This window comes from Sphingomonas sp. P3_C5 (genome assembly GCF_056402635.1).
Genome location: NZ_JBFUHA010000001.1, coordinates 691,281 through 707,516, shown reverse-complemented (window position 1 = coordinate 707,516; position 16,236 = coordinate 691,281). Strand labels below are relative to the sequence as shown.

Genomic DNA, 16,236 nt, shown 5'->3' with positions numbered 1-16,236 from the left:
TTTCATGACCGATCAGATCAACCGCGTCGTCCTTGCCTATTCGGGCGGGCTGGACACCAGCGTGATCCTGAAATGGCTCCAACAGACCTATCAGTGTGAGGTGGTGACTTTCACCGCCGATCTCGGCCAGGGCGAGGAACTCGAGCCGGCGCGGCGCAAGGCCGAGCAGGCGGGCGTGAAGCCCGAGCATATCTTCATCGACGATCTGCGCGAGGAGTTCGTCGGCAATTACGTCTTCCCGATGATGCGCGCCAATGCGCTGTATGAGGGGCTGTATCTGCTCGGCACGTCGATCGCGCGGCCACTGATCGCCAAACGGCAGATCGAGATCGCGAAGATGGTGGGTGCCGATGCGGTCAGCCACGGCGCGACCGGCAAGGGCAATGATCAGGTCCGGTTCGAGCTCGGTTATTATGCGCTCGCGCCCGACATCAAGGTGATCGCGCCGTGGCGCGAATGGGACCTGACCAGCCGCACAAGGCTGATCGAGTTCGCCGAACAGCACCAGATCCCGGTCTCCAAGGACAAGCGCGGCGAAGCGCCGTTCTCGACTGACGCGAACATCCTCCACACCTCCTCGGAAGGAAAGGTGCTCGAGGATCCGTGGGAGGAAGTGCCCGATTATGTCTTCTCGCGCACCGTCAATCCCGAGGACGCGCCGAACACGCCGGAGATCATCACGATCGATTTCGAGCGCGGCGACGGCGTCGCGCTGAATGGCGAAGCGATGTCGCCGGCTACCCTGCTCGCCGCGCTCAACGATCTTGGCCGCGCGCACGGTATCGGCCGGCTCGACCTAGTTGAGAACCGCTTCGTCGGCATGAAATCGCGCGGCATGTACGAAACCCCGGGCGGCACCATCTATCACCTCGCCCATCGCGGCATCGAGCAGCTGACGCTCGATCGCGGCGCGGCGCATCTGAAAGACGAGCTCGCCCCGCGCTATGCCGAGCTGGTCTATAACGGCTTCTGGTTCTCGCCCGAGCGCGAGATGCTGCAGGCCGCGATCGACCACAGCCAGGCAAAGGTTTCGGGCACGGTGCGCCTGAAGCTCTACAAGGGCGGGGTCCATGTGATCGGCCGCAAGTCGGCCAATTCGCTCTATTCGGAGAAGGTCGTCACCTTCGAGGACGACCAGGGCGCCTATGACCAGCGTGACGCGGCGGGCTTCATCAAGCTCAACGCACTTCGTTTGCGGCTCCTCGGTCGGCGCGATCAGGCGTAATAAAATTTCGCGTTTGGGTGTGAGTCTAACGCGACCTTAACCCTGATCCGCTAGGCCGCCCTCATGGGGACGGGCACCGAACGACGGCTGTTCTATTACGGCGACGCGTTGCTGGCGATGCTGCTCGCCACAGTCCTGGCGGCCGCATGGGCGCTCCGCGACTGGCATCAGCTGTCGGCCCTGAGGCTACCCGACACTGACGACGTGATGCGCCTGCAGCAGATACGCGACTGGATCGCGGGGCAGCATTTCACCGATATGTCGCAGCACCGGCTTGGTGAGGCGCCGGGCCTGGCGATGCACTGGTCACGACTGCCGGATCTGGTGCCGGCGGCGATCATCACCCTGCTCGCCCCGCTGCTCGGCATGCATCTGGCGGAGCTCACCGCCGTGATCATCTGGCCAACCATGTTGTTCGCCGCCGCGCTGTTCCTCGTCACGCGAATCGCGAGATCGATCGGCGGCCCTGGCACTGCGCGCACCGCACTGATCGTCGCGGCGATCGCCTATCCCGCTACCACCATCTTCCTGCCTGGGCGGATCGACCATCACGGGCTGCAGATCGTGCTGTTGCTGATCGTGACCCGCACGCTGATCAGGCCGCCGACGCTTGGACATGGCCTGACCGCCGGCCTCGCCGCCGCGGCGAGCCTAGTGATCGGGATGGAGACAGCGCCTTTGCTCGTCGCGGCCGGGCTTGCGATGGCAATCGAGTGGCTGTTCGCGCGGCATGCCGCCGATGACCGCATGATGGGTTTCGGCATTGCGCTGGCGGCAGGGCTGCTCGGCGCGTCGATTATCTTCAAGACCGATCAGTGGAGCTATGCCGCCTGCGACAGCTTCACCGCCACCGCCTGGCGCGGCGCGGTGATCGCAGCGTTTGCGCCGATGCTGCTCGCGCTTGCGGCGCGCGATGTGACCAGGCCGGTAACGCGTGGATTGCTCGCGATTCTGGTTGCCGGCGTAATCGGCGCCGGGGTGATCATGGTCGCGCCGCAATGTCTCGCCCCTTACGGTATCGTCGATCCGGTGCTGGCCCGACTATGGCTCGGCAAGGTCGGCGAGGCGCAGCCGCTGTTCGGCGCTGCACCGGGGGTCGCGATCGGTTATGCCGGAGTCGTGATCGCAGGCATCGCCGCAACCGCCTGGCGGCTCCATATGACCCGCGACAATCGCTGGACCGCCCTCCTTCTGCTCCAGATCGCTGCGCTTGCGCTCACCTGCGTCCAGCTGCGTGGTGCCTATGCCGGCGCGATGCTGGCGGCCCCGGGCCTGGCCGCGGTGATCGGCGAGGCGCGGCGACGCGGCACCGCCTGGCTTGCGGGCGCCTGGATCCTCTCGGCCGGGATGCTTTATCCGCTCGCCGCCGAAGCCTTGACGCGGCACGATGCGCGGCAGCCCGGCGGACAGCTGGCCGGACAGAGTGACGCGAACTGCACCTCGCCCGAGGCGCTGGCAACGCTCGGCAGCCTGCCTCCTGGCCGCCTGCTCGCGCCACTCGATCTCGGCGCTTACGCGATCGGGATGACCCGGCTGAACGTCGTTGGCGCTCCTTATCATCGCAACAATACCGGCAACCTGGCCGTCTATCGTTTCTTCCTGGGCAGACCCGATGAGGCGGCCGAAATCGCGCGGAAATGGAGCGTCAGCTATGTCGCGCTGTGCAGCGACAGTTTCAGCGAACTCGGCAGCGATGCTGAGGGCAAGGACCAGTTCCTGACCCAGCTTCGCACTGGCCATACGCCGCCATGGTTGCAGCCGCTTCCGGGCATCAAGCCCGGCCTCACCCTCTACCGAATCGCGCCCGGCTTGTTTCCCCAGCCTCCGTCACGATAAGATCGCCGCGATGCTGAGCAAAAGCGACGGGCTGCACTGGTGGCAGACACGGTGGTTCGTGCTGATCGCCATGGCAGCGGCTGCCCTGCCCTTGCTCTGGCCGGCGATTCCCCCGCTCGTCGATGTGCCGGGCCATATCGGGCTATACCGCATCATGGCCGAGGCCGGGCAGGCGCCGCTCGCGAACCATTATGCGGTCCACCCCGCGCTGATCGGCAATCTCGGGATCGAAGCGCTTGTCCTGGCGCTGCATCCGCTGCTCGATGTCGAGCCGGCGACCCATCTCGTCATCGCGCTCATCCCGGTCCTCACGGTCGGCGCGATGCTGTGGCTGGCGCGCGAGGCGCATGGCCAGATATCGCCTGCTGCGACCTTTGCCCTGCCGCTGGCCTATGCCCTGCCCTTCCAGCTGGGTTTTGTGAATTTCGCCCTTGCGGCCGCGCTGGCGATAGCGGGGCTGGCGCTCTGGATCAGACTAGCGCGCAGCTGGCCACCGCTGGTGCGGATCGCGCTGTTCATGCCGATCGCGGGCGCGGTGTGGCTTTGCCACAGCTTTGGCTGGGCGATGCTCGGGCTGTTCCTGCTCGGCGCCGAATGGGTGATCAGGCGCGGGCGCGGCGATGGCATGTGGCGCGCGGCGCTGCTCGCGGGGCTTACCTGCGCGCCGTTGGCGTGGCCGCAGCTGCTGGCGACGCTGGGCGGGGTGCATCCGGCGGGGGATACCGGCGACTGGTTCGATCTCCCGTCAAAGGCGCAGTGGATCGCCTCGCTGCTGCGCGAGCGGTGGAAAGCCTATGACGTCGCTTGCCTCATGGTGCTTGCGCTGCTGCTCTGGGGGGCGGTTCGCTCGAAGCGGCTTGGCTTTGCGCCGCTGCTCGGTGTGCCGGCGCTCCTAGGCCTGATTGCCTTTCTGCTCCTCCCCCGGCTCTATGCCGGCGGCGCCTATGTCGACATGCGGATCCTGCCCTATGCGGTCGCGCTCGGTCTGCTCGCGATCCGGACTGAACCTGGCGATGCAAGCCTGGCGAAAAGGCTGGCGCTGTTCGGCGGCGCTTTCTTCACGCTGCGCATTGCGACTTCGATTATCGCGCTGGCGCTGTTCGCGCAGGGCCAGCGGAGCGAATTGCAGGCGTTGCCGGCCATGCCGGCCGGCGCCGCCATCCTGTCGCTGATCGACGAGCCTTCGACGGCGAGTTGGGACAACCCACGGCTGGGCCATCTGCCCGGTATCGCGATTGCAAGGCGGCGTATCTTCACCAACGAGCAATGGGCGATTCGCGGCCAGCAGCTGATCGAGCCCCGGCATCCGGCAGCTGCCCCGCTTGACCGCGACCCCTCGCAACTGGTCTTTCCCGCCGATGCGCCCTACCGCCAGACCGATTTCGATCAGGCAATCGCGCATTTCGACCGGGGGACCTTCGCCTATGTCTGGACAATCGGATTTCCACCCGGCCGCGCTCATGCCGCCGATCTGGTTCCGATCTGGTCGAACGGCCGTTCGGCGCTCTATCGCGTGACGCCACCGAAAGCACGCTTGTCTAGCGCCACGGTCGCCCGGTAAGGACATAAAAATGGAGGGGGAATCTCAACCAGCGCTGCATTGGTGGCAAACACGATGGTTCGTCGTGGTGATGGTGCTCGTGGCGACTATCCCGCTGCTCTGGCCGCCGATCCCGCCCCTGGTCGATCTGCCCGGGCATATGGGCCGATACCGCGTCCAGCTGGCCCATGCCGACACGCCATGGCTCTCCGAATGGTATGATTTCCACTGGCAGCTGATCGGCAATCTCGGGATCGACATATTGGTCATCCCGCTCGCCAAGATCTTCGGACTCGAGCTGGCGGTGAAGCTGATCGTGATTGCGATTCCCGCCCTCACCGTATCCGGATTGCTCTGGATATCGCGCGAAGTGCATGGCCGGATTCCGCCCACCGCCCTTTTCGCCCTGCCGATTGCGTACAGCTACCCGTTCCATTTCGGCTTCGTGAACTTCGCACTGGCGATGGCGATTGCGCTCAATGCCTTTGCGCTGTGGCTGCGACTCGCGCGGCTTGGCCGGTTCCGGTTGCGCGCGCTGATCTTCGTGCCGCTCTCCTGCGCGCTCTGGCTGTGCCACACCTTTGGCTGGGGCGTGCTTGGCGTGTTGGCCTTTTCGGGCGAGATGATCCGCCAGCACGATGCCGGGCATCGCTGGATCAAGGCATGGGTGCGGGCGGGGCTCGGCTGCCTGCCGCTTTGCGTACCGATCATCCTGATGGTGTTGTGGCGCAGTGGCGCTCACGTCAGCGGCGAGACCTCGGACTGGTTCGACTGGCGCGCCAAGATGATCTGGATGACCAAGATCCTGTCCGATCGCTGGGCGTTGTTCGACATCGCTTCAGCCGCGACGCTCTGCCTGATCCTGTTCAAGGGCCTGCGCGATCCGGCGATCGAATATTCGCGCAACCTGGGTCTTTCCGCGCTGTTCCTGCTCGCCGTGTTCATCCTGTTGCCACGGATCGTGTTCGGCTCGGCCTATGCCGATATGCGGCTCGCGCCATTCGTGGTCGGAATCGCGGTGATCGCGCTGCGCCCGCGACGGGGGTTGTCGATCCGCCATGCCGCGACACTGGCGGCATTCGGCCTGCTCTTTTTCCTGGTCAGGATCGGCGGCACAACGGCGAGCTTCTGGATCTACGACCAATCCTATCAGCGCGAGCTGAAAGCGCTGGATCATCTGCCGGTCGGCGCGAAGCTGGTCAGCTTTGTCGGCACTGACTGCAACCATGCATGGTTCATGACGCGGCTCGAGCATCTTCCGGCGATCGCACTCGAACGCAAGCTTGCTTACACCAATGATCAATGGTCGATGGCCGGCGCACAATTGCTGACGACGCGTTATGTGGCGGCACGCGGCTTTGCGCATGATTCGTCGCAGATCGTCACTGAGCGGAAATGCCCGGGCGAATGGTGGCGCAGCATGAGGGTGTCGATGGCGCGTTTCCCGCGCGCGGCATTCGATTATGTCTGGCTGATCCGCCCGCCGGCCTATGACCCAAGCCTCAATGTGGGTCTCGTCGAAGTCTGGCGTGACGGTTCGAGCGTATTGTTCCGGATCGACCACAAGGTCACTCCGCCGGAGGTGCCGCTGTTTCCGGAGGAAGTCCGCGCCTTGGAAATACGGGCGCGCCAGCTCAGGGTGCGCGGCGGAACGGTGTCATCTCCCCCTGCCACTCCCGCTCCGTCGCAACAGCCTCCCGCTCCCGCGCCAGGAACTGCGCCACCGCACGCCTGAAGCCTGCATCCGGGATGTAGTGCGCCGACCAGGTCGGTACCGGAATATAGCCCCGCGCCAGCTTGTGCTCGCCCTGCGCACCCGCCTCGACGGTTTTCAGGCCGAGTGCGATCGCGGCGTCGATCGCCTGATAATAGCAAAGCTCGAAATGGAGAAAGGGGACTTCCTCCACACAGCCCCAATAGCGCCCATAGAGCGTATCGGCCCCGATCAGGTTGAGCGCGCCGGCGATCGGCCGGCCATCGCGTTCGGCGAAGATGAGCAGGACCCGGTCGGCCATCCGTTCGCCGAGGAGCGAGAAAAAGGCGCGGGTGAGATAGGGCCGGCCCCATTTGCGCGAGCCCGTGTCCTGGTAGAAGACCCAGAAGGCGTCCCAATCCGCCTCGGTGATGTCGCTTCCGGTCACATGCCGAATCGTGAGCCCGTCGACCGCAGCGACACGTTCCTTGCGGATCGCCTTGCGCTTGCGGCTGGCGAGCGCGCCGAGGAAATCCTCGAAACCCGCATAGTCCTCGTTCTGCCAGTGATATTGCGTGCCTGCACGGATCAGCCACCCGGCTGCCTCGAACAACGGTAGCTGTTCCGGAGCGATGAACGTCGCATGCGCGGAAGACAGTTTGTGTTGGTCCGTCACTGCTTCGATCGCAGCGATCAGCGCAGGTGCCAGCGCCTCGTCCCGCAGCAACAGGCGCGGCCCCGGCGCCGGGGTGAAGGGCACCGCGACCTGCAGCTTTGGATAATAGCGCCCGCCGGCCCGCTCCCAGGCATCGGCCCAGCCATGATCGAAGACATATTCGCCCTGGCTGTGGCTCTTACCATAAGCGGGCGCGATGGCGGCCGGCCTGTTATCGGTTCCGTCGATGACGATCGGAATCGGCTGCCAGCCTGTCTCCGCGACGGCGCTGCCCGATTCCTCGAGGATCGCCAGAAAGGCATGGCTGATGAAGGGATTGGCCGTGCCGGCGCACGCATCCCAATCAGCCGCTGCGATCGAGGCTACGCCGTCGGCGATTCGGGCAGTGACGGCGGCTTTGCTCACGCCCCTAACTAGGGCGGGCCTCCCGGCTTTCCAACCACTCCATCATGATCCTTGCGGCAGCGCCGAGGGCCAGGGTGCGAACGCGGCGCGGCTGTCGGCGGGCGCCTCGTCACGCTCGCTCATGCCATAATCGCGGACGACGGCGCCAATCCGCAGCCTATAATCCTCGAACACGCCGCCGCGTCCAAGCGCCTGGGTTGCCCGATGCGACGGCCGGTTGCGCCATGCCGCGACCGCTGCCTCGTCACGAAAGAAGGACAGGGACAGGATTTTGCCCGGCTCGACTAGGCTTTCAAAGCGCTCGATCGAGACGAAGCCGTCGATCGTTTCGAGTTCGGGTCTAAGCGCCGCGGCGAGCTCGAGATAGCGCGCTCGCTGGCCTTCAGCGGGCCGGACTTCGAAGATCACGGCGATCATCGCTTCGACGCCAGGCGCAGGAAGATGCGATCCTCGCGGCGGATGAACTGCTCCCGTTTCGCGAATTCGTAATTCTCGCGGCCAAGCGGATCCGCGCGCAGCCGGGCGCGATAGGCCTCATAAGCGGCGAGGTCGGCGATCGAGTAAACCCCGTAAGCGGTGGTCGCCGATCCCTCGTGCGGGGCGAAATAGCCGATGAGATCGGCGCCGCAGCGTGGGATCGCTTCGCCCCAGCTACGCGCATATTGGTCGAACGCATCGAGCTTGAAGGGGTCGATCTCGTAACGGATGAAGCAGGTGATCATGGTGTACTCCTTTTGAGAGGTCAGCCTAGGCGCTTGAGCGACAGCAATGGTTCGGTTAAGAGCGAACCATGAAAGACGGTCCGAGCATCGCCGGGATCGCAGCGCTGATTGGCGATCCGGCCCGCGCCAACATGTTGACCGCCCTAATGGACGGTCGCGCACTCACGGTGAGCGAGCTGGCCGAGGCGGCCGGCGTCGGGTTGCCGACGGCCAGCGGCCATCTCGCCAAGCTAGATCAGGCTGGTCTGGTGACCGCGCGCAAACAGGGGCGGCATCGCTATTTCCAGGTCTCCGGGCCGGATGTCGCTGAGGTGATCGAGAATCTCATGGGGCTGGCCGAGCGCACCGGGGCGAAACGGGTGCGCACCGGGCCTCGCGACGCAGCGTTGCGCGTCGCGCGCATCTGCTACGACCATCTCGCCGGCGAACGCGGCGTCGCGCTGATGCAGCAGCTGCAGGATCGCGGAGTCATCACCACCGGCGAAGCGCCTGAAGTGACGGCTGAAGGAAGTACCTTTCTTGCCGGCATCGGCATCGATATCAGCGCGCTTGGCGGTGCGAGGCGACCCCTTTGCCGCCTCTGCCTCGACTGGAGCGAGCGCAAAAGCCATCTCGGCGGCGCGCTTGGGGCAGCGATCCTCGACCATATCGTAAGCTCGGGCTGGGCATCGCGTGGCGAGGGGCGCGTAATCCGCTTTCATCCGCGCGGTGCGGCAGCATTAGAGCGTGCCTTCGCTCCCTAGTAAGAATCCCAGCAGAAGTGGCTGGGAGCTTGTGGGATAGCTTTCACCGTGCCGGGAATACTTCCCCCGCGCAGAACATATTTAACGGCTCGTTTACTATCCTTGAGGCATCTACGCATCGGGGGGAAATTCATGTTTACGGCCGATCCGTCTGCAGCAGTGTTGCGCCCGAAACACGCGCTGATTTCATCCGATGACGCGCCGATGGCGATCACCCCAATCGCGCGCCGTGTCGGCGGACGGTGCGCGATCCATATGAGTTTGAGTCAGGACGATCATGTCTGATTTCAGCGCGGGTTTGACCGATCGCCACCACGCCGTGGGGCAGGCGCTTCACCGCGCATTCGACGCCCCTGCCGAGAGCTCCATCCCGCCGCAGATCAGCCCGGCCGTGAACGATGCCGGTTTTACCAAGCCGGTCGCTACCGCCCAGGCCGCCGCCTGTATCGAGGGCATGGCAGCTACGGTCGCCGAGCTGGGCGAAACGCGCGCGGATGACCGGGCGATGCTCATCGAGCTCGCGGTGGCGCTCCGCAGCGGCGGCCAGGCCGATCGGGAACAGATCGCGCGACAATTGCGTCAGGCAGTACGGCTTCTCGCCTCCGGCCTCATCGCATCGGACATTCTCGCACGGCGGATCGAACTGGCCGCCGATAGGCTCGCCGACAGCAGCGAATCCGCGCTGCTGCGACTCCATCCCGACGATGTCGCTCCACTCGAGGGCAAGTTGCCCACGACGGTATTCGCGATCGGCGATGCTGGCGTCGGCAGAGGAAGCTTTGTCCTCGAATCGGCATCGGCGATTATCGAGGACAGGCCGGAACAATGGCTCGAGCAGCTCGCCCAGGCGATGGTTGCCGAGGCTTAACCAAATCGTGACGGCCGCATGGATAGGCTGACAAGCCCTATAATCGGGATTGAAACAGTGGACCTGCGTGGGAAAGAGCTTTTCGGGAATCTGGAGTCAGCTGGCCCGCGCCGCGGCCCCACACGCTCGATCCTGGCGGTCGATGACAGCAGGACCAATCTCAATGTACTGGGCCGGCGGCTGACGCAGCTTGGCTACATGACCGTCCTCAGTGACAACGGCCCGGATGCGCTCGACTTGATCGCCGCGCGGGGCTTCGACCTCGTCCTGCTTGACATGATGATGCCCAACATGTCCGGCATTCAGGTCCTCAGGGAAATTCGCGCCAGCCGCGACACAGCCGAGCTGCCCGTCATCATGGTGACCGGGTGCAACGACGCCGCAGCTGCGGTGGAGGCGCTGACTGCCGGTGCCGACGACCATGTCGCCAAGCCCTATGCCTTCGAAGTGCTCGCCGCCCGGATCGACCGCGTGCTCAGCCGCGCCCGCCGGATCGCGGCGCTCAAGCGCTCCAACGCTGCACTGGATGCTAGGATCGCGGCACGAGCGATGGAGCTGGGCGAGGCAAGGACCGCGCTTGCCGCGACCCATGCCGATCGTCAGCGCCTGCTTCTTTCGATCCAGGCGCTTAACGATCAGATCGACCGTCTCAGCGCCGAAGCCAGTGCTTCTGCATGAAATAGATCACGATGCCAGCCGCGATCAATACACAGGCGCCGGTGATCGCGTCGAACGCCCAGGGCTCCTCGGCATAAGGCAGGCCTTTCACGTTCATGCCGTACAGGCCCGTGAGAAAGGTCAGCGGCAGGAATACCATCGCGGCGATCGCAATGACGAGCGCGCGCGTATCAAGTTGCTCCGCGCGGAGATCGGTCAATGCCTCGTGCATCAGCGCGGCCCGTTCGCGAATGCTTTCCAGTTCCTCCGCCATCCGCGCGGCGCGGTCGGCAGCCGAACTGAGGTGGAGCCGGTCGTCATCCTGCAACCAGTCAGCGGGCAGCGCCGCCAGCTTCTCGAGCGCGGCGCGCTGCGGGTTGAGGAAGCGGCGATACCCGATCGCGGCGACCCGGACGCGGGTGACGTGGCGGCGCAATTCGAACACCTTGTCGGCATCGAGATCAGCCTCGCAATCGTCGAGCGTATCACCCAGGTCTGCCACGTCGGGATCGAGATTGGTGGTGATCGCGGTGGCGAACTCGGCGATCAGGTCGCCTGGATCGCGGATCTCGCCGCCTTCGATCGCCTCAACGACATCGTCGACCGCGATCAGTGCGCGCCGCGTGACCGAAATCACCCGCCCCCTGGTCGCCCAGATGCGCACGGATGCGAGCGGATCGGACGAGGTCGTCTCCTCACTCGACTTGCCGCGCAGATTTAGGAAGGCGCCGTCGCCAAGCGCATCACAGCGCGGCCGCGTCTCGGTCGCGGTGAGCGAATCGACGATATAGTCGGGGGCCTCGGCCTCCTCGGCAAGCCACGCCTGGGCATGCTCGTTGTTGGTCGTCAGATGGACCCAGATCAGGTCGGCCTCGATCGCCAGGGCCTGCTTGATCTCGATCCGCTCCGCCTTGCTGTTCGACACCCGATACGCAAAACCGCTCATGCCATCTCCATATAGAGTGTGAGGCCCGGGCCCGGCTCTGCGCGCTGGCCGGCGCCCGAAATCCTGACCGCGTCGGCGCGGGCACGGTCGAGGATCGCCGGCGGGACACCAGCGCCGACATAGATACGATCAGCCAGCCCGAGCAACCGCGCCTCCCGGAGAGTGAGGTCGTCGGGATCGGCCGATCTCAGATGGATGGTGACGACTTCGCTCCCCGCCTCGCCGACACCTGCGAGCCATGCCGGCACCGCATCTGCACCGGCTTGCAACGGATCGAGCGCGCCGCCAGGCGCAAGCGCTGCGCCGAGCGCGCGGCGGCGATCGTCGATCGCGGGCAGCCGCGCCCGGATCGCCACGCGTGCCTGATCCAGGGCCGCCGCCAATCCCCCGAGGCTTGCCGGCAGCAATGTTTCCAGGCGCTGACGCAACGCCGCAGCGAGACCAGCTGAGGCACCACCAGTTCCGATCGCGATCAGCACGGGGTCGCGGTCTATGATGGCGGGCAAGGTGAAATCGCACCAGTCCGGCCGATCGACTGCATTCACCAGCACGCCCCGTGCCTTCAGGCGCGCCACTGCTGCGGCCGCCGGCTGCTCGTCGGGGATCGCGACGATCGCCAGCGCCGCATCGATGTCCTCGCCACCGATCACCGCGCCGGCACGCTCCAGCAGGCGCCGCTTCGCATCGGCTGCATCGCCGTCACCCAGCAGGATCACCGGCCGGCCCGCCAGCCGCACGAACAGCGGCAGGCTGTGGAGAGTCACGCGGTCAGCCACTCCGGCAGGCGTTCGGCGGCGATGATCGTCTCGGGCTCGATGCGATCGGCGACCACCGCATATTTTTCGCCATCCACCATCACCTCCGGCACCAGCGCTCGGCTGTTATAGGTGCTCGCCATGGTCGCGCCATAAGCCCCTGCAGTGCGGAAAACGGCGAGGTCGCCCGACACGACCCTGTCGATATCGCGCGCCATCGCGAAGGTGTCACCGCTCTCGCAGACCGGGCCTGCGATATTGGCGATCATCCGTTCGCCGGTCGGGCGGACAGCGGCGAAATCATGCCAGGCATCATACAAGGCGGGTCGGGCGAGATCGTTCATTGCCGCATCGACAATCACATAGGGATGGACGACGCCCGGCTTGACCCAGATCACTCGGGTCAACAGCACGCCGGCATTGCCCGCGATCACGCGCCCCGGCTCGAACATCAAGGTGACGCCCCAGCCCTTGGTCACGCGCGCGACCATTGCACCATAGTCTGCAGGGCTCGGCGGATTGTCGCCAGCCTTGTAGGGAACGCCGAGCCCGCCACCGAGATCGACCCGCTCGATGACATGTCCGGCCGCCCGCAGCTCGGCGACCAGTTCGCCGATCCGCCGATAGGCAGCTTCAAGCGGAGCAAGGTCGAACAACTGGCTGCCGATATGGATTGCGATGCCGCGCATCGCGAGGCCCGGCAGCGCGGCGAGCCGGCCATAGATTGCCAGCGCCTGATCGATCGGCACGCCGAACTTGTTCTCGCGCTTGCCGGTCGAGATCTTGGCGTGCGTGCCGGCATCGACGTCAGGATTGACCCGCAGGGTCGCGTTAGCCCGGATGCCGCCCGCGGCGGCCAGGCCGGCCAGCGCAACGCCCTCTTCCTCGAGCTCGAGATTGAACTGGCCGAGCCCGACATCGAGCGCCTTTTTGAGTTCGGTGCGGGTCTTGCCGACGCCCGAAAAGACGATGTCCTCAGCCCGCATCCCCGCCGCCAGCGCTCGGGCGAGCTCGCCTCCCGAAACGACATCAGCGCCATAGCCCGCATCAGCGAGGACACGCAGCACCGACAGATTGGGGTTGGCTTTGATCGCATAGGCGAAATGCGCGCGCTCGACCCCGGCCAGGCCCTCGCGGAAGACGCGCGCATGACGGGTCAGCGTCGCCCGCGAATAGACATAGACGGGCGTGCCGACCGCATCGGCAATGCGTTCCAGCGGAACGCCCTCGGCGTGCATCGCGCCGTCAATGAGACTGAAATGGTCCATGGGTTCAATTCGGTGGTGGGAGGTCGAATTCGTCGCTGCGCCGATCTTCCGAGCTTTTCAGAAGTTCGTCGCTGCGTTCGGGTCGCGCCTGGTTGCTCGGTTTCAGCAACTCCGTGGCGGTCGGTCTGGCGGTCGCGCCATAGGGCTCCGGCGGCAGCGCCTCGCCTTTTGGGGGCGCCAGGCCTTTCGAGGCGCCACAGCCAGACAGCACCAGCGCGGTGCCCAGCAATATGGCTGTCCTCATGACTTTCGTCCTTCCCTTGCGGCCGCGATCGCCGCCCGCACCTGCGCCGGGGCAGTGCCACCAAAGCTGATCCGGCTGGCGACCGACGCATCGACACCGAGCACGTCATAGACGCGTTCGTCAATCCGCGCATCGATCGATACGAGATCGGCGAGCGGCACCTTGTCGAGCGCCAGGCCGAGCTCCTCGGCGCGCTTCACCGCGCGGCCGGTGATGTGGTGCGCCTCGCGGAACGGCACATTCGCGACCCGGACCAGCCAGTCGGCAAGGTCAGTCGCGGTGGCGAAGCCGGCTTCGGCCGCGGCGCGCATGCGATCAGTCCGGAAGGTCGCGCTTTCGACCATGCCGGTCATCGCAGCCACCGCGAGGCCGAGCAGATCATGCGCCTCGAACACCGGCGGCTTATCGTCCTGCATGTCCTTCGAATAGGCGAGCGGCAGGCCCTTCATCGTGATCATCAAGGCGGTCAGGCAGCCGATGATCCGGCCGGAATGGCCACGCACCAGCTCGGCCGCATCGGGATTGCGCTTCTGGGGCATGATCGACGAGCCCGTCGACCATTGATCGCTCAGCGACACGAAGCTGAAGGGCTGCGACGCCCAGAGGATGAACTCCTCGGCCAGCCGCGAGAGGTGCAGAGCGCATTGCGCGGCCGCAGTCAGATACTCGATCGCGAAATCGCGGTCCGACACGGCATCGAGCGAGTTGCGGGTCGGCCCGTCGAAACCGAGGGCGGCAGCGGTCATGCCGCGGTCGATCGGAAAGCCGGTCCCCGCCAGCGCCGCCGAGCCGAGCGGGCACAGGTTGAGCCGTGCCCGCGCATCAGCGAAGCGGCTGCGGTCGCGCGCGATCATCTCGTAATAGGCCATCAAATGATGACCGAGCGTCACTGGCTGCGCACTTTGCAGATGGGTGAAACCGGGCATCACGCTGTCGGCATGCTCGGCGGCGCGGGCGAGCAAACCCTCCTGAAAGCCGGCGAGCGCGATGTCACCCGCATCGATCGCGTCGCGCACCCAGAGCCGGAAGTCGGTCGCGACCTGATCGTTGCGCGAGCGGGCGGTGTGGAGCCGCCCCGCGACCGGGCCGATCGCGTCAGCGAGCCGGGCCTCGGTCTGCATATGGATGTCTTCGAGCGCGAGATCCTCGGCGACGCCATGTAACTCATAATGGCCCGAGACAGTCTCGAGCCCGGCGATGATCGCCGCCGCGTCCTCGGGCGAGACGATGCCCTGGACGCCCAGCATCGCGGCATGCGCCTTCGAGCCAGCCACATCCTGGCGCCACAAGCGCTTGTCGAACGGGATCGAGGCATTTATCTCGCGCATCACCGCCGCCGGCCCTTCGGCGAAGCGGCCGCCCCACATCGCATTGGATGCGTCCATGTCCTTCCGCTCGACGATCGTGCCGCTCCTGATGCTTGGCCTGTTGGCGGGCTGCGATAGGCAAGTCTCCACTTCGGAGCAAGCGAACGCCAACACGCCGGCCACCGAGAACAGCGGCACGCCAGCGGAAGGTGCGGCCAAATCGGGCGACAAGGTGATCGTAGACACGATCGGCACGCTCGATCGCAGTCACAAGGGCGAAGCGGCTCCGGCCGTGCCGTTCCAAGATGCCGCCGGCGCTTCGACCTCGATCGCTGCATTCAAAGGCAAGCCAGTGCTGCTGAACCTTTGGGCGACCTGGTGCGTACCCTGCGTTGCCGAAATGCCGACGCTCGATGCCGCGGCGAAGGACATGGCCGTGGTCGCCGTCAGCCAGGATCTGGGCGACGAGGGCCGGGCCAAGGTGACGGCGTTTCTGGCCAAGGGCAGTTACGCGCGGATTCAGCCCTATCTCGATCCCAAGACCAACCTGAGCGTCGCCTATAATGCCAGCCTGCCGACCAGCATCCTCTACGACTCGGCTGGCCATGAGGTCTGGCGGATGACGGGCGGGATGGACTGGACGACCCCCACCGCGCGGACCCTGCTCGCCGAGGCGCGCTGAGCGAGCCGGGCGCCGGTGACATTACTTACCGGCGCTTGCGAATACTGACGGAAAATGTGGCCGAAAGCGAAGGCCATGCGGCAGCATTCGCACCCTTCCGCGTATAATCAATGACTTGCTTCATCTCGATTTTAGCGCCCGCTCCAGCGCCTCGAAGTAGTGTAACAATATTCATTCGGATGCTGCCGGATCTGTAACGCAATTTGATCGCCCTCTCCTGATCCGCGCCGGCCGGTTGCGCATTTTTGCGATTCGACGTGCGAGGATTTTGAATCGGGTTGTGGCCCGTGCTGCAGCCGATATTGGAGGCAGTTCGGCGCGTCTGGGTAAATTTTCTATATGCGATCTTAAGCTATGGAAATCAGCATTTCGCGACCTCAGGATATCAAGTAAATAGTTATGAGAATCGCAGTTCTGTCCTGCAGCTATACTGGCCGGGCCTTCCCCGCGCGGCGATGGCGTTTCGATCTCTCGACGATGGGAAAGAGACTGACCCAATGCGGCATGGGGCCGGCCGCACGATAGGGGCGGCGGCTAAAGGTTGAATCGAGCTGCGGCAGTCCCGGACCCCGTCCGGCGCCGCGCTGTGCCACGGGCCTGGATCAGCATGAAGGGCCGCAACGGAACTGCTTGACGCGAGCAGGGAGCGATTATAGACCTCTGCCCGAT

The 16,236-nt window shown here is 65.3% G+C and carries 16 protein-coding genes; 8 read left to right on the top strand and 8 right to left on the bottom strand.

Going from position 1 to position 16,236, the window contains the following annotated elements; translation table 11 throughout:
* Positions 1-4 precede the first annotated feature (4 nt).
* From AC1DVS_RS03405 to AC1DVS_RS03390, 4 genes are all read left to right on the top strand, one after another.
* Positions 5-1,225, top strand: a complete 1,221-nt coding sequence (locus AC1DVS_RS03405; RefSeq protein WP_478020255.1) for an argininosuccinate synthase — start codon at positions 5-7, stop codon at positions 1,223-1,225.
* Between the two features lie 63 nt (positions 1,226-1,288).
* A complete protein-coding gene (locus tag AC1DVS_RS03400; RefSeq protein ID WP_478020253.1) occupies positions 1,289-3,061 on the top strand; it encodes a hypothetical protein in 1,773 nt (590 codons plus the stop codon).
* Positions 3,062-3,071: 10 nt separating this feature from the next.
* The gene (locus AC1DVS_RS03395; RefSeq protein ID WP_478020251.1) at positions 3,072-4,622 is read left to right on the top strand and encodes a hypothetical protein; all 1,551 of its coding nucleotides are present in this window, start codon (positions 3,072-3,074) and stop codon (positions 4,620-4,622) included.
* Between the two features lie 10 nt (positions 4,623-4,632).
* Positions 4,633-6,336 carry a hypothetical protein gene (locus tag AC1DVS_RS03390; RefSeq protein WP_478020249.1) on the top strand — a complete coding sequence of 568 codons (1,704 nt, stop codon included), beginning with the start codon at positions 4,633-4,635 and terminating at the stop codon, positions 6,334-6,336.
* Here AC1DVS_RS03390 and AC1DVS_RS03385 read toward each other — a convergent pair.
* The 3 genes from AC1DVS_RS03385 to AC1DVS_RS03375 are packed head-to-tail and all read right to left on the bottom strand — an operon-like array spanning position 6,236 to position 8,097.
* The gene (locus AC1DVS_RS03385) at positions 6,236-7,375 is read right to left on the bottom strand and encodes a GNAT family N-acetyltransferase (protein ID WP_478020247.1); all 1,140 of its coding nucleotides are present in this window, start codon (positions 7,373-7,375) and stop codon (positions 6,236-6,238) included. The genes AC1DVS_RS03390 and AC1DVS_RS03385 overlap by 101 nt on opposite strands.
* A gap of 42 nt (positions 7,376-7,417) precedes the next feature.
* Positions 7,418-7,792, bottom strand: coding sequence for an antibiotic biosynthesis monooxygenase family protein (locus AC1DVS_RS03380; protein WP_478020245.1), 375 nt, complete (start codon positions 7,790-7,792; stop codon positions 7,418-7,420).
* Positions 7,789-8,097: an NIPSNAP family protein gene (locus tag AC1DVS_RS03375; RefSeq protein ID WP_478020243.1), complete on the bottom strand. Its 309-nt coding sequence runs from the start codon at positions 8,095-8,097 to the stop codon at positions 7,789-7,791. The genes AC1DVS_RS03380 and AC1DVS_RS03375 overlap by 4 nt, the downstream gene beginning before the upstream one ends.
* A 68-nt stretch (positions 8,098-8,165) precedes the next feature.
* On the opposite strand from AC1DVS_RS03375, the gene AC1DVS_RS03370 reads away from it, so the two are divergent.
* The 3 genes from AC1DVS_RS03370 to AC1DVS_RS03360 all read left to right on the top strand — a co-directional run bounded on the left by AC1DVS_RS03370 (position 8,166) and on the right by AC1DVS_RS03360 (position 10,386).
* Positions 8,166-8,840: an ArsR/SmtB family transcription factor gene (locus AC1DVS_RS03370; RefSeq protein WP_478020241.1), complete on the top strand. Its 675-nt coding sequence runs from the start codon at positions 8,166-8,168 to the stop codon at positions 8,838-8,840.
* A gap of 277 nt (positions 8,841-9,117) precedes the next feature.
* Positions 9,118-9,708 carry a FliH/SctL family protein gene (locus AC1DVS_RS03365; protein ID WP_478020239.1) on the top strand — a complete coding sequence of 197 codons (591 nt, stop codon included), beginning with the start codon at positions 9,118-9,120 and terminating at the stop codon, positions 9,706-9,708.
* A gap of 63 nt (positions 9,709-9,771) precedes the next feature.
* The gene (locus AC1DVS_RS03360) at positions 9,772-10,386 is read left to right on the top strand and encodes a response regulator (protein ID WP_478021238.1); all 615 of its coding nucleotides are present in this window, start codon (positions 9,772-9,774) and stop codon (positions 10,384-10,386) included.
* Here AC1DVS_RS03360 and AC1DVS_RS03355 read toward each other — a convergent pair.
* The 5 genes from AC1DVS_RS03355 to argH are packed head-to-tail and all read right to left on the bottom strand — an operon-like array spanning position 10,358 to position 14,945.
* Positions 10,358-11,311 carry a zinc transporter ZntB gene (locus AC1DVS_RS03355; protein WP_478020237.1) on the bottom strand — a complete coding sequence of 318 codons (954 nt, stop codon included), beginning with the start codon at positions 11,309-11,311 and terminating at the stop codon, positions 10,358-10,360. The two genes, AC1DVS_RS03360 and AC1DVS_RS03355, sit on opposite strands and share 29 nt — an antisense overlap.
* Positions 11,308-12,075, bottom strand: a complete 768-nt coding sequence (locus AC1DVS_RS03350) for a precorrin-2 dehydrogenase/sirohydrochlorin ferrochelatase family protein (protein ID WP_478020235.1) — start codon at positions 12,073-12,075, stop codon at positions 11,308-11,310. Before AC1DVS_RS03350 ends, AC1DVS_RS03355 begins: the two co-directional genes overlap by 4 nt.
* Positions 12,072-13,334, bottom strand: coding sequence for a diaminopimelate decarboxylase (gene lysA, locus AC1DVS_RS03345; protein ID WP_478020233.1), 1,263 nt, complete (start codon positions 13,332-13,334; stop codon positions 12,072-12,074). Before lysA ends, AC1DVS_RS03350 begins: the two co-directional genes overlap by 4 nt.
* A 4-nt stretch (positions 13,335-13,338) precedes the next feature.
* Positions 13,339-13,578: a hypothetical protein gene (locus AC1DVS_RS03340; RefSeq protein ID WP_478020231.1), complete on the bottom strand. Its 240-nt coding sequence runs from the start codon at positions 13,576-13,578 to the stop codon at positions 13,339-13,341.
* Complete coding sequence (gene argH, locus AC1DVS_RS03335; protein WP_478021236.1) at positions 13,575-14,945, bottom strand: argininosuccinate lyase; 1,371 nt, start codon at positions 14,943-14,945, stop codon at positions 13,575-13,577. The genes AC1DVS_RS03340 and argH overlap by 4 nt, the downstream gene beginning before the upstream one ends.
* Positions 14,946-14,961: 16 nt before the next feature.
* Between argH and AC1DVS_RS03330 the strand changes: the two genes are divergently transcribed.
* Positions 14,962-15,567 (top strand): TlpA family protein disulfide reductase, encoded by a 606-nt coding sequence (locus AC1DVS_RS03330; protein ID WP_478020230.1) that lies wholly within the window; start codon positions 14,962-14,964, stop codon positions 15,565-15,567.
* Positions 15,568-16,236 lie beyond the last annotated feature (669 nt).